The sequence below is a fragment of the Nocardia rhizosphaerihabitans genome (assembly GCF_014646295.1).
GTDB lineage: Bacteria > Actinomycetota > Actinomycetes > Mycobacteriales > Mycobacteriaceae > Nocardia > Nocardia rhizosphaerihabitans.
The window spans coordinates 1-25,134 of sequence record NZ_BMNE01000013.1 but is presented as its reverse complement, the minus strand read 5'-3'; the positions used below and the strand labels follow the sequence as shown (position 1 = coordinate 25,134).

At 64.8% G+C, this 25,134-nt stretch carries 23 protein-coding genes and 2 pseudogenes; 8 read left to right on the top strand and 17 right to left on the bottom strand.

Going from position 1 to position 25,134, the window contains the following annotated elements:
- Positions 1-26: 26 nt before the first annotated feature.
- Positions 27-86 (top strand): annotated as a pseudogene (locus IEY60_RS36620) (hypothetical protein); the annotation flags it as partial.
- 16 nt (positions 87-102) lie between these two features.
- On the opposite strand, the gene IEY60_RS36615 reads toward IEY60_RS36620, so the two are convergent.
- The 3 genes from IEY60_RS36615 to IEY60_RS33395 all read right to left on the bottom strand — a co-directional run bounded on the left by IEY60_RS36615 (position 103) and on the right by IEY60_RS33395 (position 2,765).
- Positions 103-552 carry a hypothetical protein gene (locus tag IEY60_RS36615; protein WP_373291805.1) on the bottom strand — a complete coding sequence of 150 codons (450 nt, stop codon included), beginning with the start codon at positions 550-552 and terminating at the stop codon, positions 103-105.
- Between the two features lie 106 nt (positions 553-658).
- Positions 659-2,068, bottom strand: coding sequence for an ATP-binding protein (locus IEY60_RS33400; protein WP_189034544.1), 1,410 nt, complete (start codon positions 2,066-2,068; stop codon positions 659-661).
- Positions 2,055-2,765, bottom strand: a complete 711-nt coding sequence (locus tag IEY60_RS33395) for a response regulator transcription factor (protein WP_189034543.1) — start codon at positions 2,763-2,765, stop codon at positions 2,055-2,057. Before IEY60_RS33395 ends, IEY60_RS33400 begins: the two co-directional genes overlap by 14 nt.
- A gap of 316 nt (positions 2,766-3,081) precedes the next feature.
- Between IEY60_RS33395 and ehuB the strand changes: the two genes are divergently transcribed.
- The 5 genes from ehuB to IEY60_RS33370 are packed head-to-tail and all read left to right on the top strand — an operon-like array spanning position 3,082 to position 6,673.
- Positions 3,082-3,969, top strand: coding sequence for an ectoine/hydroxyectoine ABC transporter substrate-binding protein EhuB (ehuB, locus tag IEY60_RS33390; RefSeq protein WP_189034542.1), 888 nt, complete (start codon positions 3,082-3,084; stop codon positions 3,967-3,969).
- Positions 3,970-3,972: 3 nt separating this feature from the next.
- Entirely contained in the window at positions 3,973-4,701 is a 729-nt protein-coding gene (locus tag IEY60_RS33385; protein ID WP_189034541.1) for an amino acid ABC transporter permease, read from the top strand.
- Complete coding sequence (gene ehuD / locus IEY60_RS33380; RefSeq protein ID WP_189034540.1) at positions 4,701-5,378, top strand: ectoine/hydroxyectoine ABC transporter permease subunit EhuD; 678 nt, start codon at positions 4,701-4,703, stop codon at positions 5,376-5,378. Before IEY60_RS33385 ends, ehuD begins: the two co-directional genes overlap by 1 nt.
- Before the next feature lie 4 nt (positions 5,379-5,382).
- On the top strand, positions 5,383-6,147 hold the full coding sequence (gene ehuA, locus IEY60_RS33375) for an ectoine/hydroxyectoine ABC transporter ATP-binding protein EhuA (RefSeq protein WP_189034615.1): 765 nt from the start codon (positions 5,383-5,385) through the stop codon (positions 6,145-6,147).
- 37 nt (positions 6,148-6,184) lie between these two features.
- Positions 6,185-6,673: a nitroreductase family deazaflavin-dependent oxidoreductase gene (locus tag IEY60_RS33370; protein ID WP_189034614.1), complete on the top strand. Its 489-nt coding sequence runs from the start codon at positions 6,185-6,187 to the stop codon at positions 6,671-6,673.
- A gap of 4 nt (positions 6,674-6,677) precedes the next feature.
- Here the strand turns inward: IEY60_RS33370 and IEY60_RS33365 are convergent, their stop codons facing one another.
- From IEY60_RS33365 to IEY60_RS33305, 13 genes are all read right to left on the bottom strand, one after another.
- Positions 6,678-7,310, bottom strand: a complete 633-nt coding sequence (locus IEY60_RS33365) for a hypothetical protein (RefSeq protein ID WP_229740344.1) — start codon at positions 7,308-7,310, stop codon at positions 6,678-6,680.
- A gap of 260 nt (positions 7,311-7,570) precedes the next feature.
- Entirely contained in the window at positions 7,571-8,845 is a 1,275-nt protein-coding gene (locus IEY60_RS33360) for a glycosyltransferase family 87 protein (protein WP_189034538.1), read from the bottom strand.
- Positions 8,846-8,895: 50 nt separating this feature from the next.
- Entirely contained in the window at positions 8,896-9,447 is a 552-nt protein-coding gene (locus IEY60_RS33355) for a TerD family protein (protein WP_189034537.1), read from the bottom strand.
- 43 nt (positions 9,448-9,490) lie between these two features.
- Positions 9,491-10,795 carry a Na+/H+ antiporter NhaA gene (nhaA, locus tag IEY60_RS33350; RefSeq protein WP_189034536.1) on the bottom strand — a complete coding sequence of 435 codons (1,305 nt, stop codon included), beginning with the start codon at positions 10,793-10,795 and terminating at the stop codon, positions 9,491-9,493.
- 213 nt (positions 10,796-11,008) lie between these two features.
- A complete protein-coding gene (locus IEY60_RS33345; protein ID WP_189034535.1) occupies positions 11,009-16,030 on the bottom strand; it encodes a DNA repair ATPase in 5,022 nt (1,673 codons plus the stop codon).
- On the bottom strand, positions 16,027-17,865 hold the full coding sequence (locus IEY60_RS33340; protein WP_189034534.1) for an SPFH domain-containing protein: 1,839 nt from the start codon (positions 17,863-17,865) through the stop codon (positions 16,027-16,029). The genes IEY60_RS33345 and IEY60_RS33340 overlap by 4 nt, the downstream gene beginning before the upstream one ends.
- Positions 17,865-18,485: a hypothetical protein gene (locus IEY60_RS33335; protein ID WP_189034533.1), complete on the bottom strand. Its 621-nt coding sequence runs from the start codon at positions 18,483-18,485 to the stop codon at positions 17,865-17,867. The genes IEY60_RS33340 and IEY60_RS33335 overlap by 1 nt, the downstream gene beginning before the upstream one ends.
- A gap of 278 nt (positions 18,486-18,763) precedes the next feature.
- The gene (locus tag IEY60_RS33330) at positions 18,764-20,140 is read right to left on the bottom strand and encodes an outer membrane protein assembly factor BamB family protein (protein ID WP_189034532.1); all 1,377 of its coding nucleotides are present in this window, start codon (positions 20,138-20,140) and stop codon (positions 18,764-18,766) included.
- Positions 20,141-20,374: 234 nt separating this feature from the next.
- Complete coding sequence (locus IEY60_RS33325) at positions 20,375-20,962, bottom strand: hypothetical protein (protein WP_189034531.1); 588 nt, start codon at positions 20,960-20,962, stop codon at positions 20,375-20,377.
- Positions 20,959-21,861, bottom strand: coding sequence for a hypothetical protein (locus IEY60_RS33320; protein ID WP_189034530.1), 903 nt, complete (start codon positions 21,859-21,861; stop codon positions 20,959-20,961). Before IEY60_RS33320 ends, IEY60_RS33325 begins: the two co-directional genes overlap by 4 nt.
- A 2-nt stretch (positions 21,862-21,863) precedes the next feature.
- On the bottom strand, positions 21,864-22,214 hold the full coding sequence (locus tag IEY60_RS33315; RefSeq protein ID WP_189034529.1) for a hypothetical protein: 351 nt from the start codon (positions 22,212-22,214) through the stop codon (positions 21,864-21,866).
- A gap of 1 nt (position 22,215) precedes the next feature.
- The gene (locus IEY60_RS33310; protein ID WP_189034528.1) at positions 22,216-23,046 is read right to left on the bottom strand and encodes a hypothetical protein; all 831 of its coding nucleotides are present in this window, start codon (positions 23,044-23,046) and stop codon (positions 22,216-22,218) included.
- Positions 23,047-23,268: 222 nt separating this feature from the next.
- Positions 23,269-23,436 carry a hypothetical protein gene (locus IEY60_RS33305; protein WP_229740343.1) on the bottom strand — a complete coding sequence of 56 codons (168 nt, stop codon included), beginning with the start codon at positions 23,434-23,436 and terminating at the stop codon, positions 23,269-23,271.
- Between the two features lie 273 nt (positions 23,437-23,709).
- Here IEY60_RS33305 and IEY60_RS33300 point away from each other — a divergent pair, with 273 nt between their 5' ends.
- The gene (locus tag IEY60_RS33300; RefSeq protein WP_189034527.1) at positions 23,710-24,036 is read left to right on the top strand and encodes a hypothetical protein; all 327 of its coding nucleotides are present in this window, start codon (positions 23,710-23,712) and stop codon (positions 24,034-24,036) included.
- A gap of 452 nt (positions 24,037-24,488) precedes the next feature.
- On the opposite strand, the gene IEY60_RS33295 is transcribed toward IEY60_RS33300, so the two are convergent.
- Entirely contained in the window at positions 24,489-24,842 is a 354-nt protein-coding gene (locus tag IEY60_RS33295) for a hypothetical protein (protein WP_189034526.1), read from the bottom strand.
- A gap of 125 nt (positions 24,843-24,967) precedes the next feature.
- Between IEY60_RS33295 and IEY60_RS33290 the strand changes: the two are divergent.
- Positions 24,968-25,134, top strand: a pseudogene (locus tag IEY60_RS33290) (IS5/IS1182 family transposase); the annotation flags it as partial.

The following is a 25,134-nucleotide window of genomic DNA, read 5'->3' as shown; positions in this document are numbered from 1 at the left end:
TTGGGCAGACTCGACCATCGGCCTGAGTGGCTGTGCCGGGCTACGCGCAGGCGCGGGCCTTCGTCAAGGTGAAGGTGTCGACCGCGAACGTGAACTCGGTGGTCACCCTGTGGGGGCAGGCCGTTCAGCATCGGCTGAGATCTCACCACCACGGGCCGACCAAATGTCGTCGGTCGGCAGGTCGCGCAGTGCCGTCGTGAGGTCGCCGTCGATGGTCACCACGATTCCGTAGCGACCGAGTTCGGTGGCGATCCGATCCGCGATGGCGGCGGTGGTCCGGTAGTCGAGCGCGACGCCGCCCTGCGGAAACCGGAGTCGGACGCGGACCATCCCCGCGTGGTAAGAACCGGCACTTCTCGAAGCGGTCACCGGGACCGAGCGCTGTCGCGGCGCGGTCGCTGTGTCGGTCGCCGATGTCTCGACAACACTGTCGAGACCCGGCTGCGTGTCCTCCTCCGAAACCGACCGTGCTGACGACGACTCGGTCCCGATGATCGCGATGTGCGCAGTGCCCTCGCTGCGTGCTTCCTGTCCGGCGGACTTGACCCTCATCGTGTCCTGTCCGGGTCGTGACGCGTCGCGGCGCGACACACTCTGCGGTGCTGGGCATGCGACACGCACAAAGGCTGGCAGTGCCTCGTTGCAGCTGCTCGATCGGCTATTTTGCGATCTCATGACGAACGTGCTCGTGGGCCGGCAGTGTCATGACGAATCGTGCGCCGCCGCCGGGGTTTTCGTCACAGCGGATCTGCCCGTGATGTCCGGTGACGGTTTCGGCGACCAAGGCCAGCCCGATGCCGGTACCTGCGGTGCTTCGTGATGCGGTGACGAACCGGCCGAAGATTCGTTCGCGGTCGGCCGCGGGAATACCTGGGCCGGCGTCGTCGATGGTGATCACGATGTCGGCGCCTTCGCGCTCGACCATCACGCAGGTGACGCCGCCACCGTGGCGGTCGGCGTTGACAAGGACGTTGACGATCGCACGCTCGAGCTCGAGGCGTCTGCCGCGAACGAGCCCTGGATCGTGTGTTCGGAGGACGTCCGGCGCGATGGCATGGACCGACATGATCTGGTTCAGCAGCTCCGATACCGACAGGGGCGCCAGATCGGATCGGTGAATTCCGGCCTCCACGCGGGCCAGCGCGAGCATGTCGTCGAGGAGTCCTCGCAGGTAGGTGGTTTCCTCGAGGAGCAGCTTGAGGGCGGTTCTGGGACGCTCGGACAGTTCGTCTCGATGCTTGGCCAGCACGGTGGCAGCGGTCGTGAGGGTCGTCAGCGGTGTTCGGAGTTCGTGGCTGAGGTCGGAGACGAGGCGGCGTTCACGCTCGATGCGGTGTTGCAACGAATCGACCATGGCATTGAACGACTCGACGGTGGTCGACAGGTCCTGGTCGTCGGAGGGTGCCAGGCGTAGTTCCTGCTCCCCGGACGCGATCCGGGAGGCGGTTCTGGCCACCTGGCGCAGTGGACTCAACGCGTGGTGCGCGGCCCAACCGCCCAGAGCGGCACCGATTCCGAGGGCAACCACCGTGCAGGCGATGAGAATGGTGCGCAGCATTCGCAAGGTCGACTCGAGTTCGAGGAGGGGAGCGAACTCGTAGAGCACGGCGTCTCCGCTGCCGTCGACGGGCGCTGATGCCCGCAGGTAGGGCTGGCCGTTGATCGTCACCCGGATCGCGGCGCTGTCGCCCTGATCGGACTGATCGGCGTCGAACACCGGTGGCGGCACCACCGGGAGGCCACCGTCGGCGTCGACGATCGACCAGCGCGATTCCCACCGCAACATAGCGATGGTTCCCGTCGACAGATTCAGCCCGGCCAACGCCTGTTCGCCGGTGATGTGCCGGTCGTCGAGTCGCCACCGCAGCAGCTCCGCGTGTACGCCGACAGCACGATCCACGGTGCGCTCGCGCTGCGATTGCATGTAGTCGGCACTGATCGCGTAGACCGAGGCGATGAGCACCAGTGTGACCATGCTCGCGCTGGCAATGAAGGCGACCATGACCCGCCCGCGCAGTCCGCGTAGCCGGGTGGACAGCCGAGGGTGAACCCGGTCAGGATTGGACATCGAGGCGATAGCCCAAGCCGCGTACTGTCACTATCAGGCTCGGATCGGCGGGGTCTCGTTCGACTTTGGTGCGCAGCCGTCGCACGTGAACGTCGACGATGCGTTCGTCGCCGAAGAAGCCGCGGTCCCAGATCTTGTCGAGCAGCATCTGTCTGGTCAGGACCAGGCTGTCGTTTTGGGCGAGCTCGCACAACAGCCGGAACTCGGTGAGGGTGAGGTACACGTCCTCACCCGAGAGCCGCAGCGATCCACGTTCTGGACAGAGCACCAGTCGATGCCCCGGCGATGCGTCGAGTACCAGTTCGGTGACCTCGCGTTCGACCACGGTGGCTCGGGCCCGCCTGCGCAGCGCACGGATCCGCGCGGTGAGTTCTTTGACTTCGAACGGCTTGGTGACGAAGTCGTCGGCGCCGGATTCCAGGGCGGCAACGACGTCATGGGTGTCGTCTCGCGCGCTGACCACGATGATCGGCACGTCGTGATCGCGGCGGATCTCGCGGATGCAGGTGTATCCGTCCAACCCCCCCAACATCAGGTCGACCAGCATCACATCGGGTACGCCGTTCGCGCGCACAGCGTCCAGGGCCGCTTCGGTGCCTTCGGCTTCACCGACCGAGTAGCCCTCGTCTTCCATCGCCAGCCGCAGCGATGTGCGGACTCGTGTGTCGTCCTCGACGATCAGCAGGTGCATAGTCATGGGATCCTCCTGAGCTCGATCCACCTCGCGACCCGAGATCGTCGAACATCGAGTGTCGTACCAGCCGTCAGCGATATACCCCGGTGCGAAGGGGCTCGAACCGGGTTGCCGACCAGACTTCCCGGCACACCTACCGCAAAGATGCCGCAAGGGCCGTGCCGATGGCAAACGGAGGTGACTCCTGCCACCGAGACTCGGCCGGACGGGTGATCGTCACACGATCGCAAAACAGCCATGCTGCGGATCTCAATATCGGCCCGCGACTCTGTCCGGACTCGGTCGGTGGTCGACCAGGAACGAACAGGATGGTCGGATCTTGCGAATCGGTGTGCGGAAATCGGTCCGTCGTTCCCGCTGGGGCGTGTCGATCGTGGTGGTGGCACTGGCACTGGCAGCCACCGGCTGCGGCCTCGGCGGTGACGGCGAGCCCGCGGCGGTGACGTATGCCGAGGCGAAGGCCTCCGGATCGATCAAAGTCGGTTTCGCCAACGAGTCACCGTGGGCCTACCTCGGTCCCGATGGCGAACTCACCGGTTACGCCCCGACGGTGGCGCGCGCGGTCCTGGGCAAACTCGGCATCGACAAGATCGAAGGCGTCGTCACCGACTTCGACGGTCTCATCGACGGAGTACGTGCCAACAACTACGGATTCGTCGCTGCGGGGATGTTCATCAATCCGAAACGATGCCAGAGTTCGGCGTTCGCCATTCCCGACTATCAGGTCGGGTCGGCGTTCCTCGTGCCGGAGGGCAATCCGCGCAAGATCGATCGCTTCGAAGACATCACCCGCGAGAACGTCCGAATCGCGACCTTGGGCGGCGCGGTGGAGAACGGGTACGCCGAGTCCGCCGGGGTGCCGAGCGGGCTGATCGAGCCCATGGCGAAGCAGGACGATATTCTGCGGGCCGTGGAGGCCGGAGACGTCTATGGCGCCGCCTTGCTCGACGTCACCAGTGCGTGGCTGGTTCGGCAGAATCCCGAGGCGAAACTGGAGACCACCCCGTCGTTCCAGTTCGGGGACAAGCCCGCCGTGGGCACGTTCAATTTCCGGCTCGACGACACCGAGTTCCGAGACGATTTCAACCGCGAATTGCGCGCTCTGCACGAGAGCGGCGAGTGGCTGAAGCTGGTCGAGCCGTTCGGCCTCACCGCGGCGAACGAGCCGGATCCGACATCCACCACCGAGCAGTACTGCATCGCCTGACCCGTGGTTTCGGACAATCTCCCGACCTACGTAGAACGGGTTCTGGACGGACTGCCTTTCACCGTGTGGGCCACCGTCGGTGGAATCGCGTTGACAATCGTGTTGTCGTCGGTCGCCGGTATCGCGTTGTTGTCGCGGTACCGCCTGCCACGTGTACTGGCGCGGATTTACGTCGAGTCGCTTCGGGGGAGCTCCGAGGTGGTTCAGCTGTTCTTCTTCGCGGTCGCGCTCCCGATCTTTCTCGGGGTATCACTGGGCGCTACTGATCGCGGGTTGTTGGTGATCGGCATTCTTGTGCTGGGGCTCAACCACGGCGCCTACGGTGCCGAGATCGTTCGCGGCGCGATCCGCTCCGTGCCGGCAGGTCAAGTGGAGGCCGCCATCGCGGTGAATTTGTCACCGCGGCAGCGCCTGTGGCGGATCGTGCTGCCCCAGGCGGTCGTGGAAATGCTGCCCTCCTTCAACAACCTGTTCATCCAGTTGCTGAAAGGCACCGCGCTGCTGAGTTTCATCGCCGTACCCGAGATCTTCAAGAAGGCTGACGAGTTGCGAGCGGTGCCCGCGTTCTCCCGCGAGCTCGGCCTGATCTACCTGGTCGAGCTGGTGGCGTACTTGCTGATCGCGGCCGTCATCACCGTGGTGATGCGGGCGCTGGAACAGATCGCGGCCCGTCGGGCGGGACGGCCGGCGCGGTGGGGCCACCAAACCGCACCGGCGGGTTTGGAGACGTGATGGAGAAATGGCGGTGGCAACGGTTCTTCGATGCATTCCCGTTCATCTGGGAGGGACTTCTGGTCACGGTCGAATACACGATCCTCGGATCGCTGGCGGCCTACGTACTCGGCTTGATCTTCGCGATGATCCGCCGATCCGGACTGCCGGTGCTGAGCCAGCTTGTCTGGGTGTTCATCGAGTTCGTCCGCAGCACACCATTGCTGGTGCAGATCTTCTTCCTCTACTGGGTGGTGCGGCCGGAACTGTTGGGCGGATTGCCGGTGGACACTCAGCGAATGATTGTCGGCGTCACCGCGTTGGGGGTGCACTATGCCTGCTACACGGCAGAGGTATTCCGCGCGGGCATCGACGCGGTGCCGGTCGCTCAGTGGGAAGCAACGGTGGCGTTGAACCTGCCTCGGCGGTGGGCGTGGACCGATGTGATCATCCCTCAAGCCGTGCCGCGTGTTGTTCCGGCGCTGGGCAACTACACCATCGCGATGTTCAAGGAAGTTCCGCTACTCTCGGCGATCGTCATTTTGGACATGGTCTACCAGGTGAAGACGGTCTATGCCGCCGATGTCGGCGGAGCCGGTCCCGAGGCATGGTTCGCGGTCGGGCTGACGTTCCTCGCGCTGAGCTATCCCTGCTCGGTGCTGATTCGAAAACTGGAGAAGCGTGTCGCAAGTATCTGAACCGATGATCCGGTTCACCGATGTCGAGAAGCGTTTCGGCACCGCCGTGTGCCTGGATCACCTCGACTTCGCTGTTGCACCAGGTGAGTTCGTTACGCTGATCGGGCCATCGGGCTCGGGTAAGACAACGATTCTGCGGATGCTGATGACCTTGGAACGGGCCGACAGCGGAACGATCGAAGTGGCAGGTGACTACCTCAGCCACGAACGCGACGGCGACGCGCTGATTCCGGCGGGGGAAGCGCACCTGCGCCAGATGCGTCGACTGATCAGCATGGTGTTCCAGCAATTCAACCTGTTCCCCAATATGTCGGTATTGCGCAACATCACGCTGGGTCCGGTGCGCAGTCTCGGCCTGCCGAAGGACCTGGCCGACCAGCGGGCGCGGGAGCTGCTCGAGCTGGTCGGATTGGCGGGCAAAGCCGACGCCTCGCCGTCACAACTGTCCGGTGGCCAGCAGCAACGTGTTGCGATCGCGCGGGCACTGGCGATGGAACCGAAAGTTCTCTTGCTCGATGAGGTGACCTCGGCGCTGGACCCGGAACTCGTCACCGGGGTGCTCCATCTGCTGGCTGACATCGCCGCCGACACCGATATCACCTTCCTCTGTGTCACCCACGAAATGCGTTTCGCCCGCGAAGTGTCCGATCGGATATTGATGTTCGACAGCGGTCGTATTGTCGAATCGGGTCCGCCAGAGGAGATCTTCACCGACCCTGCCAGCTCACGGACCAGGCGGTTCCTGGATGCGATCATCGATAGTAAATGACCGTGGACTGTCTGTGACGTCGTTCAGTGAGGACATGATGATCGGATCGGATCTTGCGACGAAGCTCGGCGCGCGAGCGCTACGCACTCGATGGCTGGTTCGTGCCCCCATCTGGCTGTATCGCGCCGGCCTCGGCTTTCTGCTGGGGCGACGGCTGCTGATGCTGCGGCACACCGGACGGAGTTCCGGCGTCGCACGGTACGTGGTACTCGAAGTGGTCGACCGGCCGTCGGCCGACAGCTTCGTGGTCGTATCCGGCTTCGGTACCACCGCACAGTGGTACCGCAACGTGCTGGCCGACCCGAAGGTCGGGCTGTGGATCGGTCGCCGACGTGATGTTTCGGCGACTGCGGCACCGTTGACGGAGGATGACTCCGCGACGACTTTGGACCGCTATGCTCGTGCTCACCCCGAGGCTTGGGCGAAACTGCGTGCGACGATCGAGCAGGCCACAGGGGCGCCGGTCGTTACGCTGCCGATGGTTCGCCTGAGCGTCGACCGGGTTCCCACCCGTGAGTTTCACTGAATCGTCAGGTCATGACGGCATCGATGTTGGATGCGAGAGCGGTGGCGATGGCTTCTGCATCCCGGGCCAAGTCCGTCGGCAACTCGGCGGGTTCGTTGCTGTCGTGGACGTTGATGCCCCCGGCGTCGACGTCCACGATCAGGTTGCTGATCCGGAAACGGATTTCGACCGAGGCGGCGATCGTTCCTTCGATCCCGCCGGGGTATCGGGAATGGGTAGATACGGAGTAGGCGGCGTCGCCGATCCCCTCGACCTGAGTTGCGTCATGAGGGCGGCGTCGGTCGAAGAGACTATGTGCTCGTGTCTCGGGATCGGGATACGAGTCGTCGGGGAGGATGACGGCGATGGAGACGAACAGGTGACGACTGGTTGGTCGCTGTGTTTGGTCGTCGAGTGGATCCCAGGCGTTGGACCCACCTCTGAAAATTGCGGCACACCGAACCCCGCTGGAGTTCTCGAACAGGTCGGGGTCGGGATCGGTACTGATTCGGTCCCGGTCCGATTGCAGTCCATCTGCGAACTGATCGATCTCGGCGCGTGCGGGTGCCAGTGCGACCGCGCAGCTGATCGGCGCCCGGTCGAATCGGAGCGGCGTCATCGCGGATTCAGGGCGCGCGCAGGACATCAGTGAAAGCAAGATGGTACAGAGGACAACCAGCTCTCCGACCGAGAGTCTTGGCACGGGCACGGGAGTCTCACCACAAGCCACAAGGTGTCCTTCCGGGAGGTGACGTGGGGATCAAGCTAGCGCGGAGCCGACGCCCACACCACAGCACCCGGTGCGCAGAGTTATCAACCGAACCCGACCAGACCGCGCAGGTTCTGACAAGTCGCGTCCAGGTCGGGAAGGATTCGGTCAGCAACCCTCTGAGACGATTGCCGACGCGGACGCGATCTTCACTCCACATGTCGCGACCGGCTGTGAGCGGCTTCGAGCTCGGAGTCAACGCCGGTGGTACACCCTGAGCGTGGATCGTTCGCGGCCCACCCGTGAGAGTGGTCGCGAGTCGGTAGGTCGGGGGCCAGGTGGACCGGGTCGATACCGTGCGCCAGCCGGCCTTCGCGCCGCGCGGCGAGGTACCGGTCGACCAGCACACAACACACGACGATCAGCAGCAGCGCCCAGCCGAAAGTGGTCCGTGAGTACTCCAGATTCCGGCCGAAGGCGGGCCAGCGGAACAGGTGCCAGGTCTCATAGCTGTAGAAGGCGAAGATCGCCAGCCACGCGGGCCAGTTCCGGAGCAGCGAGTTCCGGACGACGATCGTGAACAGGAAGGGGAACAGAAACATCGAGTAGTACTGCTGCCCCAGCGAACTCAACGCGAACTCGGCGGTGAGCAGCACGCCGGCGGTCGTGGTGACGAAGAAGAGTTCCTGCTCGCGGTAGTACCGGTAGAGCAGCCAGAGGCTGACCATCACCGCGAGCGCTAGAAGCCCGCGCACCAGCAGGATCGCCGGCGCGGGAACGTCGTAGTACACCCCGAATCCGGAGACGGAGGAGTTGTAGTAGTCGCGGATCCGCAAGCTGTACGGGAGGTTGTGCACGAAATAGTGGCCGGGGTCGGCGGCGAGCGGCCAGGCGACGGCGGTGGCGAGCACCGGTACCGCCACCGCGAGGGCGACCGTGGACCACTGCCTGCGCACAGCGGGCAGCAGAAGCAGCGGCGCGAGAATGGGTTTGATCGCAATTGTCACACCGAGGACGATTCCGGCCGCCGTGTCGCGGCGCCCCAGCAACAGCGTCAGGAAGACCACTTCGGCGAGGAAGAACAGCCCGTTGACATTACCGAAGGTCAGCGTGTTGACGAGCGCTTCGGACAGAAACAGCGCGAAATACCCGACCGGCGCCAGCGGCGATCGCCACGAATAGCCGAACATCCGCAGCAGCAGGTAGACCGCCAAGACCGCGGCGGCCAGGTTGAGGAACAGGAAGACCAGGCGCCCTGTGCTCTCGTCGAGCAGTCCGATCGGTGCCAGCAGCAGCGTACCGCCGGGCGGGTAGAGGTAGTGCGGGTCAACGGAATTGAGGTTCGCGGTGTAGACGGGTTCGTTGCGCCAGAACGCGGCGACCGCGGTGTAGACGGGCTTGAAGTCGTTGGTGTGATGGCCCGGAATCGCCTTCTGGATCACCATGTCGGCCCCGGCGACGATCGCCAGCGGCCACATGATCATCGCGACAATCTGCCCGGATGTCGGATTCCGGGGCGCGAGCAGAGCGCGGATCACCGGAGATGGTTGGTGAGCTGGGGGATGACGTTGACGATGTGCTGGGCCCAGATGGGTTCCTCGATCCGGGTGAAAGCCCAATCCTGGTGCGGGCGATGCAGTTTGCCAAGCACGATCCCGGTGTGGGAGCGGGCACTGGCCAGTTCGAGACGGACCAGCTCGGTGCCGGTGACGTTGTCGGTGACGCGGCAGAATCCGTTCTCGATCTGGTCGAAGCCCTGCCCGGTGTAGCAGGTCACGATGAACACGATCGTGGTGATACCGGAATCGAGGCGGGTCAGGTCGACGACGATGACCTCGTTGTCCCCGTCGCCGTCCCCGGTGACGCTGTCGCCGAGGTGGCGGATGGCGCCGTCACGTGAAGTCAGTTGCTCGTGGAAGGCGACATCGACGAAGCGCTCACCGGCGAAGGCGAGCGCGGCGGCGTTGAGGTCGACGTCCTTGCGGCGCCGACCGAACAAACCGGCGGTACGGGCGGGATCCCAGCCCAATCCCATGGTGACGTGGGTGAGCGCGCCGTGGGGGTGATGGGGGAGTGCTCCGGTCATCGGTGCTCCTCGTCAGCGGTGGTCGGTGATGGGTGGCGCGGCTTTAGTCCGGCGTCGGGCGTTGATAGACGTCGGGGATGCCGTCGCCGTCGTTGTCGCGGGTTTCGGCTTCGTCGAGGGTGCGATAGATGCGGTTGCGCGCCCGCAGCACGATGGTCGCCAGGATCGCGGCGGTGACCGTCCCGAACAGCACGCCGATGCGGACATGGTCGCCATGGGCGGGATCACCGGCGAAGGCGAGCTCACCGACGAGCAGCGAGACGGTGAAACCGATGCCTCCGAGCAACGCCACCCCGGCGACATCGATCCAGGACAATTCCGCGTCCAGCTCGGCGCGGGTGAGTTTCGCGGTGAGGTAGGTCGTGGCGGTGATGCCGATCAGCTTGCCCGCGACCAAGCCGACGATGATGCCGATGGTGACCCGGTCGGCGAGGGAATCGGTGAGCCCGTCGAGTCCGCCGATGGTGACGCCGGCGGCGAAGAAGGCGAAGATCGGCACCGCGAATCCGGCCGAGAGCGGACGGATGCGATGTTCGAAGCGTTCCGCGGGGCCGTGGTCGGCGTCTTCACCCTCGCGCACCACCACCGGGACGGTGAAGCCGAGCAGCACACCGGCGACGGTGGCGTGGACACCCGACAGGTGTACGAGCCACCACGCGATCAGCGCCAGCGGCACCAGGAGCCAGGGCGAGCTGATGCGGCGCTGCACCGCGAGAGCGAACAGCGTGATCGGTACGAGCGCCAGCGCGAGATACGGCAGATCCAGTTTGCTGGTGTAGAAGACCGCGATCACCGTGACCGCCAGCAAGTCGTCCACGACGGCGAGGGTGAGCAGGAACGTCCGCAACGCGGTGGGTAGATGCGTGTTGATCACCGCGAGCACGGCGAGCGCGAAGGCGATGTCGGTCGCGGTCGGGATCGCCCAGCCGTCGAGCACACCGTCGGGTCCGCCGCGGTTGACCAGGACGTAGATGACCGCGGGTACCGCCATGCCGCCGACCGCGGCCACGACCGGCAGTGCCGCGCGGCGTGGATCGCGCAGATCACCGGCGACGAATTCGCGTTTGAGTTCGAGGCCGACGACGAAGAAGAAGATCGCGAGCAGCCCGTCGGCGGCCCATTCGTTCAACGACAGGTTCAGGTGCAGTGAGGACGGACCGAGATGAAAGTCGCGCAGCGCGCTGTAGGCGGCGGCCCACGGGGTATTGGCCCAGATCAGAGCTACGAGAGCTGCGCCGATCAGTAGCATGCCGCCGACCGTCTCGCGGCGTAGTACCGAGGCGATCCGACGCGATTCCGGCCAGCTACTGCGGGTGAGGACCTTGTACCGAGTCTTCGGTTCGGCCATCACTGTAGAGCCACCCGCGCGTCGCCGGGGAACTGAACCTCGACTCGAAGAAGAGGCAAATCAAGTAGCAAGTGCTGAGTCCCGTCACCAATCGAACCCGCCTCGACCGCGCTCGAGCCGGGTTGCCGACCAGACTTCCCGGCGCACCTACCCGTAAAGATGCCGCAAAGACCACCGCCACCGCAAACCGGGGCTCTCGGTGACCGGCAACGGCTACGGCTGGGGAATCCGAGCGTGGTGGCCGGTCGGGTGGCTGTCGGCGACTCCCCGGATCGCCGCTTCGACGCCGTCGAGGCGGTCGGCCAGCAGACCGAGGCCACCGACGACACGGACCACGGGGTCCTCTTCGTTTCCGCCGAGTGCCAGCTCGCGCGCGTACGCGGTGGTGATCTCCCCCCAGCGCGCGGTCTGTGCCGGGGCGCGTCGGTCACGGAGTTCTGCCAGTTTCAACAGGTTGGCCTCCGCGTCCGCGGCGAGGGTCTGGGCTTCGCCGCGATAGTGGTCGTCGATCAAAGCCTCGAGTTCGTCGTCGTTCATCACCGGCACGATGCGGCTGGTAAGGGCGTTCATGTCGCGGTAGGAGCCCTGCAGCCGGAACGGGGGCTCGGTCCTGGCGGCGTCGGTGGTGGCCGCCGAGGCGATATAGGTACGGTTCACGGCCAGTACGACTTCCCGGACGCGCAGGAGTTTGTTCAGCACCGAGCAGATGTCGGACAGCTCGGCGGGGGAGTAGGGGTGGACGAGCTGGTCGGTCCGCGCGGAGTCGTCGCCCGCCGCCATCCGCAGCAGCAGTTCCAGGTCGGCGGGGTCCCGCGCGGACAGTGGGGCCAGGACGGGATTGGTGGTGAGCGCGTTCTCGACATAGCTGAGCGCGAAGAGCTCCTCTCGCCCGGACAGCGCGTCACCGAGGTTCCAGACATCGGCGCGGTTGGCGAGCATGTCCGGGATCCGGAACCGTTTGCCCTGTTCGGTATAGGGATTTCCGGCCATGCACACCGCGAACCGCTTGCCACGCAGGTCGTAGCTGCGGGCTTCGCCCTCCCACACGCCATCCATGCGGCGCTGCGCATCGCAGAGCGCGATGAACTTCTGCAGGAACTCCGGCGAGGTGTGCTGGATGTCGTCGAGGTAGAGGAGCACGTTGTTGCCCAGCTCCAGGGCGAAATTGATCTTCTCGACCTCACGGGACGCCGTGGCGTTCGGTGCGGCGGCCGGATCCAGCGAGCGCACGGCGTTGCCCAGCGCCGGCCCGTCGATCTTGACGAAGATGAGACCGAGCCGGGCGGCCACGTACTCCATCAGGGTCGTTTTCCCGTACCCCGGTGGTGAGACCAGCAACAGCAGCCCCGACCGTACCGCTCCGCTCGTCGTGCCGGCGGTGCCGAGCTGGCGGGCCAGATTGTCGCCGATCAACGGCAGGTATACCTCGTCGAGTAGTCGATTGCGGACAAAACCGTGCATGACCGCGGGTCGGTAGTCGTCGAGGCGCAGGCGCTCGCGCCGTGCCGCGAGGAGTTCGCTGCGCCTGCGCAGATGCGCGCGGAACGCGGGAACCGTCTCGGTGCGAAAGCGGTGGCCGCGTGTGATCAGTTCGGCCAATCGCACCCGCATGGTCCGTCCGGTGATGCGCGGGTGTTCCCCGAGAAGTCCGGTTACCTCGGTGGTCGGCTCCGTCGCGCGGTCATAGCGGGCGGTGTGCTCGTCGCCGAGTTCGATCGCCACCGCTTCGGGAAGATACTCGAGGTGTTCCGGATCGCCGACACTGTCGGCGTAGGCCCGCAGCCACGTGACCACGAGGTGATACCGGCGCGGCAAGTCGCCGGCCAGGGAACCCACGTCCTGCCGGAAGTCCGCGTAGGCGCCGGGCCGCACCACCTCGAGACGCTCGCGGAATCCCTCGGTGAGTTCCCGGGCGACGGCGGCGGTTACGAAACCCGCTGGTGCGGTGGAGAGCTCGTCGAAAAGATACGTTGCGGCGAGGTCTGCGTCCGTGTCGGTGAGCCCCAGCCGGTCGGCGAACGCGGCAATCGCGCTACGCAGGTCGGCGATCACCTCGGTACGGGCGCCCGGAGCACCGAAGAGTTCGGCGGCGCGGGCCGTCGAACCGATGCGGGTGAGCCAGTGCGCCCGAGCCGACGCGTCGTGGACTTGCCAATTCGCGGCGCCGAACTGCCACCACAGCTGGGCCGCGGCCCGGTCGATCGGCCGGAAACGTAACAAGCCGGCGGCACCGCGCAGCTCGATCAGTGCGTGCAGGATCAGCGTGGCGTCGTGATCGTGCACGCCGAGTTGATAGCCCTCGTCGTAGCGTTGCCGAGCCGTGTCGCGCACGATGTCGCCAAGCGTGCCCGCGTCCGCCGCGTCCGCCAGACTCTCGATCCCGGCCGGCGCTCCCTCCACGTCGGCCAGGATCGAGGTCGCCAGGAACTCGGCGCGATACATCTGCCCGGTCTCGGAGACCAGCAGCTGCGACCACAGGGTCGCGGTATCGGGACCGAATTCGTCGGCGGGCAGCGGCGCTCGGTAGTCGGTGCCGTTGATGGCGAAAACCAGTGCGTCGCCGTGCGGGAGCAACGCCAGCTCCGGCTCGGCGGTGGTGATCGCGAATCGGTGCCTGCCGAGGCGAAGGGTGCCGCCGCCATCGGTGTAGAGGTCGGTCCGGTCCCGGAGAACCCGTCCGGCCTCCTGCCGAACACTGGCGATCCGGCCGTCGAACTCCTCGGCGACGACCACTTCCCCGGCGGTACGCAGGTCGGCGATCGTCGCGCGCAACCGCACGACCATCGGGTCGGTGGCGAAGTAGGCGTTCACCTCGTCGAGAGTGGACAGCGCCGAACTGCGGCGTTCGATGCTCGACACCAGGCGTCGTGCGGAATCGGCCAACCGTCGGGCGCGCTGCGCGCGCTCGTCGAGCAGGTGTTGTTTGCGCGCGGCGAATGCCTCGTAGATGTCGTCGCGGCTGCTCGCGATTCGCTCGGCGAACTCGTCGAACGTACCGAAGCGGGTTTCCATACCCTCGACGGTCAGCAGCAGCTTCGCGACGTGGTCGTCACAGGACTCCAGGGTGTCGGCCACGGCGAGCGCGCTGGTGATCGCTTGGCCGAGCAAGGCGTACTCGGCGGCGTACTCGGCGCGCCCCTCCACTCCGGCCAACTCTGCGCGGCGAGCGCGCAGGGTCGCTGTGGCACGGTTCGCCGCGGCCAGCACCGTCGCGACTCGTTCGAGAATGTCCGCACGCAGGGTCGTGTCGGCGATATCCAGACCCGTCACGATCTCGATGACGGTGTGCAGGCCCTCGGTCTGTTCGGACAACCACGCCTGAATCGGAGTGGCCTCGGCGAGGGTGGTGAGGGCCCCCGCGCGCTGGTCGGCTTGGTCGACGGCCTCGGTGTAGTCGTCGAAAGCCGCTGGTTCACTGAGGAATTCCACGCATCGGCGACCTGTGCGGGCGAGCGCCTCGGCGACCGTCTCGGCCAGCCGGTCGATCCGGCCGAGGTCGGCGTGGCGCAGCTCGCGCAGGGTCTCGACGTGGCCGGTCATGCGTCGCAGTGCACTGAGCTCATCGACCCAACCCTGGATGGTGGTGTGCGCACCGCCACCCCGAATCAGGGCCGCGACCTGGTCGGTGGCCGTCGACACGGCGGTGGTCGCCTGCGCCGTCCTCGCCTCGACCTTGGCGAACTCTTCCACCATCTGATCGGCGGTGGCGCGCAGCGTGGTCAGTGCGGCGGCGGGGCCGGCGAACTCGGCATCGGCGAGCCAGTGGTGGTGATCGACGGTCCGGTCGCACGCGGCGATCACCGCCTCGAACACCTCGGTGGTGGCGGCCATGTCCTCGACCATGCGCGCTACCGACAGACAGTCCGCGAGGCCACGCACCAGTTCGGCGTTGCCGATGCGGGCCAGCGGTCCGTCGGTGACCGGTTCACGCGTCGCGTGGATGTCGGCGACGAACGGCGTGCGCCACACCTGCATCGTGTGGACTCGCGTCGGTTCATCCGAACTCGCCCGGAAGACGACCATGGTGCCGTCGTCGAACAGCGAGTACCCGTGGCAGGTGATCGGCGTGCTGATCTGCTTGCGAATCACGTTGTAGGGCAGCAGGAGTGTGCGTCCCTCGGCACGGGCATGGAATACGTACAGCACGTCCTCGCCGTTGGCGGCGCGGACCGTGCGTTCGTACTCGAGGTCGTCGACGGCGATGTCGAAGGTCTTGTGGACCCCGGTCTCCAGGTAGTAGCCGCCCGGAAAGACAATGCCCTGGTCCTCGGGCAGTAGCCGACACGATGCCCCGATGCCGTCGAGCCGCACCACCGACCGGGTTCGCGTGTTGAACACCAGGTGCCGCCACGCGGTTTCGTTGTAGGGACGGATCCGCAACAGGATCAGCGCACCCACTTCGGCGTAGTGCACGTCGGCGTCGGCCAGGCTCTGCAGCGGCTCGTCGACTGGCTCGGCGTACACGCCGGTGCCGGTCTCGGTGTTGTTCTCCACTTTCACCGTGAGTGTGCCGCCGAGCGTTTCGACGAACACCTTGCCCAGGATCGACAGGTGCGGATGGCGGCCGGCGACCTGGTCGTCGCGGGTCGTCTCGGTCCATACGAACTCGTAGGCGGGCGGGAAGACGTGGTCGCGCTCGCCTCTGTTGTCGAGGTACTCGACCGGCCCTGCCGGACCGATCCGCCAGCGCAGTACCTTGATGTCGTCGCTGCGCTGCCCGGTCTGGAACACAGCGAGCATCCGCCCGTCCAGCGCGCGCAGCTGCAACAGCCTGGCCTGTGCGTAATACCGGTAGAGCTCGGCGAAGTCGCGCTGGAAGCGTGGATCGTCGAGCAGACCGGCCGACTCGGCTATGGTGAAACCGTAGCCGGTGCCGTCCCGGTGGAACCGGTGCACGGCGAAGACGTCGCCGACGTCGGTCTGTGGCTTCAGCCCGAAGAAGACGTTGTAGCCGAACAGCATCCGGCCGTCACCGACCGCGACGATGTCACGGGGGACACAGTTGTGCTCGGTGCGGATGTGCTCGGTTCCGACGAGCGCCAGTTCGATGCCGCCGAAGACCTCGACCCGGCGCTCGTTGAGTTCGGTACACTGTGCGGCCAATTCTGTTGCCTGCTGGTGCAATCGAGTGCGCAGCACCTCGTAGGTGCCGCCGTCGAGGGCGGCACCGGCCGTCGGAGCTGACGTGTCGGCCCCGACCGCCGTGTCCTGGTGCGGCGCCCGTGCCGCGTTCACTTGTCCCGCACGAGGTCGAGTCCGGTGACCTCGTCAGCCGCGCCGCCGTCGGCTCCGTTGCGGGTGAGCAGCGACCCGACCACGGCCGAGGCAGCGGCACCGGTGTCCGAGTGCAGCAGGCGGTCCAAGCCCTTTCCCAGACCGATCGATCCGACGAGGCGGTCGAGGAACATCGATTCCCCGCCGACGATGTCGATCTTGGCGTTCTGCAGGCCCGTGGACAGCACCTCGGCCTGGGCCAGGGCCACGTCGCGGTGCGCCTGCACGGTCGCCAGCTCCACGTCCTTCTGCAGTTCCAGCCGCAACCGGAATTCCTCGTGCTCGCGGGTGGCGTCATCGAGCACGGCCATCGCGGCGGCCTTCTCGTGCAGACCCTCGGCCTCACCCTTGAGCTTCTCGCGCAGCACCGATGCTTCGGCCCTGCCGACCTTCTCGATCGCGTCCGCCTCGCGTTCACGAACCAGTGCCTGACCCAGACCCGGCGCCGCAGCTTCGGCCTGGGTCGCTTCGGCGAGCCGGATCTTGGCCTTGGCCTGCAGTTCCGCGGCCGCGACTTCCGCTTCGGCCAACGTCATCGACTCCTTGGCGCGGAACTTCGCGGCGGCTTCGGCGGCTTCGGCGGCCTTGATGTCCTTGACCAGGTGCTCCTGGGCGTCGGCCTCGGCGCGGATGATGATCGCCTGCCGTTCCCTTTCGGCGGCCTCCACCGCGCGCAGGCCCTTGATCTTCTCCTCCTGCTCGGCCACGGTCCGGTCGACCGCGACGCGCTCGCGCACCACCTCGGCGACCGTGCGCCGCTCGGTCTCGAGCTCACGCTCGTTGGAGATCTGCGCCAGCGACACCGCCCGGTCGCGGTCGGCGACTTCGAGCTGGCGGTCCTTCTCGATCCGTTCGGACTCGATCGCGATCACCCGTTCGCGGTTCTTCTCGGCGACCGCGATCTCGCGATCCTTGTTCTGGGACTGGATGCCGAGCGCTTCGTCGGTACGCATCGCCGCGGCATGGGCTTTGAGGCGCTCCTCGGCCTGCACCCGGGCGATCTCGGCTTCCTCACGGGCGCGCAGGGTTTCGACCTCGCGCCGCTGCCGGTTCTCGGCATCGGCCTGCTGGCGCTCCAACTCGAGCACCGCCTCACGTGCCTCCACGTTCTGGCGGGTGATCTCCTTCTCCTCGTGGCGGCGGAACTCGTTGGTGCGCACGTGCTCGATCGCCGTGAGCTCGGTGATCTTCCGGATGCCCTGCGCGTCGAGGATGTTCTGGCTGTCCAGCTGGATCAGCGGAGTCTGTTCGAGGTAGTCGATCGCGGCGTCTTCGAGGCTGTAGCCGTTGAGATCGGTGCCGATGACCGCCATGATGCGGTCGCGGAACTCATTGCGCTGGGTGTAGAGGTCGGTGAAGTCCAGGTGCTTGCCGACGGTCTTGAGCGCCTCGGAGAACTTGGCGCTGAACAACTCCTGCAGGGTCGCCTGGTCGCTGGCCCTGGCGGTGCCGATCGCCTGGGCCACCTTGATCACGTCCTCCACGGTCTTGTTGACCCGCACGAAGAAGGTGATCCTGATGTCGGCGCGGATATTGTCCCGGCAGATCAAGCCGTCACGGCCGACCCGGGCGATCTCGATGGTCTTGACCGAGATGTCCATGATCTCGGCTTTGTGCAGGACCGGCAGCACGACCGCGCCGGTGAAGGTGACATCGACCTTGCGCATCTTCGAAATGATCAGCGCACGCCCCTGACTGACCTTCTTGAACAGCCGGCTCACCAGCAAGAGCACGGCGAGACCGGCGACCAGCAGGACCGCGAGCAGTACCCCGATTCCGATAGCGATGGTGGACATCAGTTCCCCTCCCGTGCGGCCACCCAGAAGGTCTCGGTGGCCGGGTCGTAGTCGAAGACGACAGCGGAATCCCCTTGCGTCAGGGGAGCGATCGCGGCATGCGTGGTGCTCTGCCGGATCTGGATGATTGCCGACGATCCGTCGGTGGACGTCAGTTCTGCCTGGCCGAACTCGGCGTCGACGCGGCCAGTGCGCACCACGCACAGCCGGCCGACGAAGTCGTGCCGCGACTGCTCACTGTCGGCGCCGAAGAAGCGCCGCAGCGGGATCACCACGATCCGGGTCGCCGCGACCGCGGCGACAACCGCGACGAGCAGGACCACGAACCCAGCCAGGACCGCCGGTATCCCGGACCATCCCGCCGCGTCCACCAGCACCGTCCCGACAAGGCTGGTGAACCACGACAGCGTGACCAGACCCGTCACCGCGATCGACACAGGCACACCGCTGAGCCCGAGCGCATCCGAAGCAGCAACGACGGAACCGGATTCAGCACCGTCGAGCGCATCCGCCTCTGCGCCACCGCCGAGCACGAGCAGCCAAAAGCCCACGACGACGAGCAGCGCGAATGTGAAGAGCGCGGTCGGAAAGGTCAGGATCGCGGCGAAGAACTCACTCACGCGACGGCAAGGCCGTCACTGGCAAAGGCGCCGAACGTAAACTATGCACAGAAGTCTCCCCACGTCGAACGAACCCCGAACGAATTCGAGATGCCGACCAGACTTCCCGGCTCACCTGCCCGTAAGGATGCCGTAAAAGCGCTTGGCGCGCAAGTACTTCAGTGGTTGTGTGACTTCGACGAGCAAGCTTCATGCTGGTCAGCCAAGGCGTGGGTGGCCGCGCAAGACCCGTCCTGGAGCTGTCTTATGGGTTCCTGGCCCGAACCACGGCCGAGAGATCAGCGGTGGAACTGGAGCTCGTCGGCGCCGTTGCCATCACTCGCCAACAACGCGAGCCAGTCAGGACCAGCGCCTTGGACCTGGCCGACGAATCTCTCGATCTCCCGTCCCGTTTCGCGGTCGTAGATGATCGTGGTCGGGCGGCCGGCGAATTCGCCGCTCGCCATTTGGCCGCCCACGACAACTCGGTTACCGGTCAGGAAGGTCGTCCGTTGGCTCGGGTACGGAGCGAATCCCGGATCGGGTACGGACCACTTCTTCTGGCCGGTCGCGAAATCCAGTAGGGAGAGGCCGCCCTGGTCAGCGAATTCGCTGACCAGCAGCGAGCGGTCGTCCCCGTCGAGGGGAGTACCACGATCGGTGGCCGCCCATACCGTGGAACCTGTTGCCAGATCGAACAGTTGAGAAGTTCCGTCAGCGGTGCTCGCCGCGATCTTCGAGCCGTTACCGATCATCTGGCTGAGCTCGGACCCGCCCAGGGCCTTCTGGCAATCGTTCGCTTTGCGTCGACCACCGTATACCGATGCCGACCACTGTCGCGTTCCGGTAGAGCCGTCGATTGCCTCCAAGCCGATTTCGCAGAGGTACTCATTCCTGTCGTGGTCGGTATTGACGAGCAGCTCGCCAACACTGAAGGTGTACCAAGCGTGATGGCCGCCGCGTCCGGGGAGAACGAGACCGGTAGCGGTCGCGATCGAGGCCCATGGCCGGTCTTTGGGGCCGGCCGTCGAGGGTCCGAGCCAGACAGGCAGATATGCCGGTTCCGGTGGTGCCTGCTGGTGCCAGGTTCCGATCACGTCGTGGCCGAGGGTACCGCTCGCGGGGTATGGCCACGACGCCTTTCCATCGCCGATATCGTGTCGCATCGTGGTGCACTGCACCTGGGGTGTTCCCATTGCCGTGCAGTCGGTCCGGTACACCGCGTAACCGAAGACATTCAGATAATTCGTACTGGCCTGCCATAGAGTGCGGCCCGTAGCTGCCTCGATCACCTCGAACAAGGTCGGGTCGCTGACTGCGGCTCGCCGCTCGGAGACCACGACGAGCTCGCCGCTGATCCGATACTCGAATCTCGCTCCGCCGGTGACCTTCTGGTCGCGTCGCCACCGCTCACGACCAGAGACGCGGTCCAGCGCGATGAACGAAGTTTCCCGGGGCGTGATGACCACCCCGCCCACTACAGCGACCTTGCCTGCGCCGACATCGAACTCTGTCGACCACGCGGCGGGCCGATTGATGGTCGAGGTGGCCGTAGTAGGCGCCGCCGACCATGAGGCGGAGGCGGGAGTGGGATAGCCCGACTGCTCCGTGCCGCACGCACATGCGAAGACGCCCAATACCGCGACGACAACACCAATGGCGGCCGATCTGCGCAACTTCCCCCCTGGGACGCTCTGCCGCGCACTGTGCCACGGCCGAATCGAGAGTATCAAGCGTTACCCCAGCCTGTGCTGTGGCAACAGGTGCCCGGCATGTGGGTCTCGCGCCCGGCGAAACGGGCCCGTTCACGTTCCTGGTTCGCCGCAAACCGCCATTGGTGAGCCCCCGCAGCCGTCATTCTCAGACGACATTCCACGTCATCGGTTGTGAACGCCTTCTCGTGGCATCCCTCACCATGTTCCGGCATCCAAGCGGCTCGTTACATCGACGATAAAGCGCGCGGCCGATTCCAGCTGGCTGTCCGAAATGCTCAGTGGGCCATCCTCTGCACGCGTCTTATGGCCATCATAAGCCTGCCAAATACTGAGTTGTGAGTTGAATTCGCCAACTCTCGTGGCTAGTGTTACACCGGACAGGGTGTCGGTCGGGTCGGGTCTCTCATCGTCGATGAATACGGTGCGGCCGGAAACCTCAAGGGTTTTATCGAATCTCTTCGCGCCCTCTGTGGGGTCGGGGGAAGGGTCAGACCGCGTTTGCCAGTAGCCGATCTGGATACTGCCCTGCCGGACCGGGCAGTGACCGCCTATCTCCATGGTGCCGTCTCGATTGTCGAGTGGGTACACCCCTGCTTCGTAAACTTTCAGCTCTCGACCGAAGAACTGAAGCACGGCATCACACATCTGCCCGTGGGTGATGGAACTCAGCTTGAACGGCGGGGCCACCGTCGTCGTCGGCTCTGGCTCAACGGGGCGATTCTCCGGAGCGCAGCCCGCCGCGGTGAGACATGCTGCGAGAAGTGCCATTCTGACAAATTTCATGATGTTGCTACCACGACCGTAGTGCCTGGTTCCCAATCTGATTTATCCCCATCGCTCGTCGTCGCGTCGCCGATAACGTCCCGCAGGCCGCCTGTGTGCGCTGCGGAAACTGCGGTCGGCCATTTATTGTTGTGTAGACCATCAATAATCGAATAACTTTGACCGATCATATTGTTCTCGGCGATCTTGGCGGCCGAGTTCGTCGCCATAGCCGATACAACCCCCATGATCAAAGTCTTGAGGTTTTCCATCGTGACCGCGAGGTTGCTCATGCTGTCGACATACTCGGCGATGTCCCATGGGTTGATGACGATTTTCACGGTGGAGGATGTCAAGCCACCGACAAGTGCCGTGACCTCGGTCACCATTTCTCGTGTCTTTTGAGCGAGCTCGATATATAGCGTCAACTCTGAGGATGCCAGATTTCCGAGGCTGGTCGCTATCTGCTCGCATGCAAGTGGAACAGACTCCAAGGCGAGCTTTTGCCTGTTGCGGACACCGACATACGCGGCCGCAGCATCGCCGGCCCAATTCTGGCTTAGGTCAGTGTTGTCGAAGTCTGCTCTCGCGGCCTGCACAAGGCCTTTGAAATTGCGCCATTCATCTGAGATCGTAAGGAGCTGGACCGGGACTTCCAGGTCTGGATCCGTGGCGTCGAGTTTCGTCCAAGCCTCGCGGATTGCTGCGTTTACATTGTCCCTGTCCTCGTACATGTCGCTGATGGCTTTTTCTGTGCCATAGGCGCTGAAGATCCCGGAGATGCTTGCGTAGTTGGAGCGCATCGAAAGTGCGAGAGCCCCGCAGAACTCGTCTACTTTGTTCGGCAGGTTGCCGATATCGTCGATGTTCGTTCTGATCGTCGTGATCTGCGCATTCAGCTGCTTCGTCAGCTCGGTCATGTTCAGCCTCCTATCTGGCCTTGGAGGCGACGTACTTCGGCTGCAAATGTCTCATCGCTCGCAGCATACTGGGTGAGCGCTTCCTCGAGGACGCTGGCGATCTCATCGAAAACCGCAGCGCCTTCGTTTGCGCGATCCCGAAAATAGGCGGGGGCGGGTTTATATTTGCTCAATGCCTCATCGAACGGTCCCGTGGCGGTGGTTACGCCAGGCTGAACTGGTCCGCCTGATGTTGCGGTCAGTTCGAGCTTGTTGACCATCGCGCTCGCGGCGCGTAGGTCCTCTGCTCCTGCGCGCCACATCTTGACGGCGTAGACCATTGCCTCGGCCGAATGTCTCAATTGGTCACTCATGTCACCCCACCCGTTCGTTCAGTAGTCGAACCCGGTGACGGTCGAGGCCGTATTCGAGATCCTCGTCTGAATATCGTGAATAGTCACCGCGTGGCGAAAAATTGGGTCGCTGGGCGCGGATGATCTCTGCGCACCACAGGACTTCATCCGCGATCTGATCGGGATGAACGACCGCAGCCCAATTGGGCTGCACCGTAATCGAACGCAGATATCGCCGATCGCCCGTGAGTGAGACCGGTCGCCCACCGTCGTCCATGACGTGTCCGCGGGCCTCGTGCCAGCTGCCGCAGTTCATGCTGCTGGAGACTGCGCTGAATTGCTCCCATGTCTCGGTCTCGAGTAGGACCATCAGCATCGTCCGTCGGTCCGGAACAGCATTCACCGAAAGCTCCCTGCGAGACGGTCGAGCGTGTCCGGAATAGACTTGCGCCATTCGAGTCGCAACAGCGCCGCGATAGGCAAGCATCAGTTCCTCGCTGACCTCATGTGGCGCCACGTGCCTGCTCCACCCGGCGCGGAAGTTTAGCCGGATGGGTAGGAGCCCGTGATCGAGGTCCATAGAGACGAAGGAGGAGCCGGATCGATGCTGCAACTCATTCGCACCCCCCGCGTTATGTGCCGCGCTCTCTGGCTGCGGGGCAGAGTTCGTAAGGGAGTTTTGCGCCACCGGCCGTGCGGAATGTTCAACGGCGGAACCGTTCGCTGAATCCCATGGAGCTTTCCGTGGAGTAAAGGGCTCGTCGTCCCAGAACTCATCCGGGTCGTCGTAGTGGTTGAACCATCCCTGAGTTGCCATCACCACACCTTGGAGCGCCGCCTGGGAACGGCTCATGTATTGCACTTTGACGCGAATCCCCACCTAATCGCTGTAGCGACCGGTTGGTCAGCCGCCTGGCCAAGTCTCGCGATAGACAAACTGCGTGTCAACTTGAGTGGGGGACAGTCGGACTCGTTCTTCGGGTGAACTCCGCGTCGAGCCCTGGCGCTCACCCACGCGCGGCGTGGGCGCCGACCAGCGGTTGGCGGTTGACCGTAGGGATAAGGTTTCGGCAGGTCAGGGAATGTAGTCGTTCAGATTCAAGCGCTCCGTCGGCCAGGCCGAAGGTTCGACCGGCGCAAGCCCAACTGCATCACGCGCGGCTTTGTCGGTGCCGCAGGCCGAGCACACGAGCAGATCACGATCGATCTTCATCCGAGACTTGGCGGGTGGCAGCTCACCCATCAGCTCCCCGCACCGCGGGCATCGCGACTCGATCACTACGTGAGCATAGGCTGTGAGGACAAGCTCGTCAGACGTCTACTGCAGAAGGCGTGAGCACGATGCCTTGGGGCGCCACGCAATTCACCTACCCAGTCGGCGCGGTCCGCGCCACGATGAGATCATGGCTGCCTGACAGATCAGGCCGCGTCGGCGGTGGCCGGCTGCCCCCGGAGTGCAGGGGCACCGTGGCGGATGGCCACTGTGGCCGTCGTTGTCGGCCTCTGTATCACCGCGATGGTCCGGCTGATCATCAGTTGGGATTGGAACGACGTCGCCGCCGCAAAACTGTTGGGCCTTGCTACTGCGGTCGGCGGGCTGGCGGTGGTCGTTGCCGTTTCGGTTCATGCCCCGGACTCTGTGGGAGTTCGGAAGCGGTGGACGCCGGGCAGGATCGTCGCTGCGGCCGTCGTTGCCGGCCTGGCAGCAGGCGGTGCGGCGCGAATGATCCTCACCTGGGATCTCGGCGACCGGGTCGGTCAGCTGCTGCACGAAACAGCGATCATCGCCCTGATCGTCCTGTATCTCGTCGACTGGTTCCCACTCCGTCACGCCCGGCGTTGAGCTGCGGAGCTGGCGTCACCGTTCGTTCCTCGGCGTCGAACCTGCCCGATGGGGGAGAAGCAACCACGTGACCGAGGGACAGCTCCCCGCGGCCTGCGCCTGCGTTGTCGCGCCTACCGGCCAGCAATCGCGGTTGTCGGTGAAGGATCGGAATGGGCTATGCGCTGATCTCTTGCACGCAATGTCCACATGCCGCTCGATCAGGGTTGAAGGGGACCCAGGATTCCAGGTCGCGGTCGGACAGCGGCGGCGCTGGCGACCATTCAGGTGCCGCTAGTGGGCAACCGCGATGTGCTGTTGCCATACAACGCACCCTGGTCGCCGCAGGGCCCTGGTTACGCGCGTCGCGGTCGGTCGTCTGCATGCATTCCTGTGGGCGCCCCAGATTCCCACGCATCTCGGCCTCGACCGAAAGCGCCAGGGCCCGCAGCGACGCCCGATCGGCAAGCGCCTCAGCCCATCGACTCGACGTTCTCACCCGCCTTCTCGACCCCGATCCAGGAATACAGATAGGTGATACACGTGTTGAGAATTTTGGGTAAATCGTAGAAAAATCGTAGAGAGCAGGGGTGGACCCCGAAGATGCCCAGGTCAGCGGCGGTGTAGGCTTTGTCGGTCATGAAGTCGGCCCAGCATTTCCGCAGGTTCCCGAAATCGCTCGACACTTCCCATGATTTCCCTGATTGCGCAGGTAGATGGCTATTTGAAAGTACTGAGACTACCGGAACTTTCCCGGACGTTCCTGTGCCAACCCGCGTGAAGATTGTAGAAAAATCGTAGAAACAATCGCGATGAAAACTGGTCACGCATGCCCAGCGTCGGCGTTCCTTATGCGCAAGTGTCTGTATCGAAGCCTCAGGGATGTCCCGTAAGTTGTTGAGCAGCAACGGGTATCGTGTCACCGGTGGTGATCTCGGCGGCTGACCCGGTGATGGTGGAGTTGTTCTCCGGGCTGCGGCCACGCACGTTCGCTCGCCTGATCACCCAGTTGCGGCGCGAGGGCGCTGATCGGCCGTTGCGGGGCCGGCCGTGGGGGCTGTGTTTCGAAGACCGGGTGTTGCTGGTGGCCACCTACTGGCGGACCAACCTCACGATGCG

Bases quoted from the DNA above. Each gene is read 5' to 3' on its own strand.
- IEY60_RS33355 (WP_189034537.1), bottom strand. From the start codon at position 9,447: ATGACCGGAGCACTCCCCCATCACCCCCACGGCGCGCTCACCCACGTC.
- IEY60_RS33310 (WP_189034528.1), bottom strand. From the start codon at position 23,046: ATGAGCCGTTCCCAGGCGGCGCTCCAAGGTGTGGTGATGGCAACTCAG.
- ehuA (WP_189034615.1), top strand. From the start codon at position 5,383: ATGATCCGGTTCACCGATGTCGAGAAGCGTTTCGGCACCGCCGTGTGC.
- IEY60_RS33320 (WP_189034530.1), bottom strand. From the start codon at position 21,861: ATGACCGAGCTGACGAAGCAGCTGAATGCGCAGATCACGACGATCAGA.
- IEY60_RS33395 (WP_189034543.1), bottom strand. From the start codon at position 2,765: ATGACTATGCACCTGCTGATCGTCGAGGACGACACACGAGTCCGCACA.
- IEY60_RS33400 (WP_189034544.1), bottom strand. From the start codon at position 2,068: ATGTCCAATCCTGACCGGGTTCACCCTCGGCTGTCCACCCGGCTACGC.
- nhaA (WP_189034536.1), bottom strand. From the start codon at position 10,795: ATGGCCGAACCGAAGACTCGGTACAAGGTCCTCACCCGCAGTAGCTGG.
- IEY60_RS33315 (WP_189034529.1), bottom strand. From the start codon at position 22,214: ATGAGTGACCAATTGAGACATTCGGCCGAGGCAATGGTCTACGCCGTC.
- IEY60_RS36615 (WP_373291805.1), bottom strand. From the start codon at position 552: ATGAGGGTCAAGTCCGCCGGACAGGAAGCACGCAGCGAGGGCACTGCG.
- IEY60_RS33325 (WP_189034531.1), bottom strand. From the start codon at position 20,962: ATGAAATTTGTCAGAATGGCACTTCTCGCAGCATGTCTCACCGCGGCG.
- IEY60_RS33300 (WP_189034527.1), top strand. From the start codon at position 23,710: ATGGTCCGGCTGATCATCAGTTGGGATTGGAACGACGTCGCCGCCGCA.
- IEY60_RS33360 (WP_189034538.1), bottom strand. From the start codon at position 8,845: ATGATCATGTGGCCGCTGGCGATCGTCGCCGGGGCCGACATGGTGATC.
- IEY60_RS33370 (WP_189034614.1), top strand. From the start codon at position 6,185: ATGATCGGATCGGATCTTGCGACGAAGCTCGGCGCGCGAGCGCTACGC.
- IEY60_RS33340 (WP_189034534.1), bottom strand. From the start codon at position 17,865: ATGTCCACCATCGCTATCGGAATCGGGGTACTGCTCGCGGTCCTGCTG.
- ehuD (WP_189034540.1), top strand. From the start codon at position 4,701: ATGGAGAAATGGCGGTGGCAACGGTTCTTCGATGCATTCCCGTTCATC.
- IEY60_RS33305 (WP_229740343.1), bottom strand. From the start codon at position 23,436: ATGGGTGAGCTGCCACCCGCCAAGTCTCGGATGAAGATCGATCGTGAT.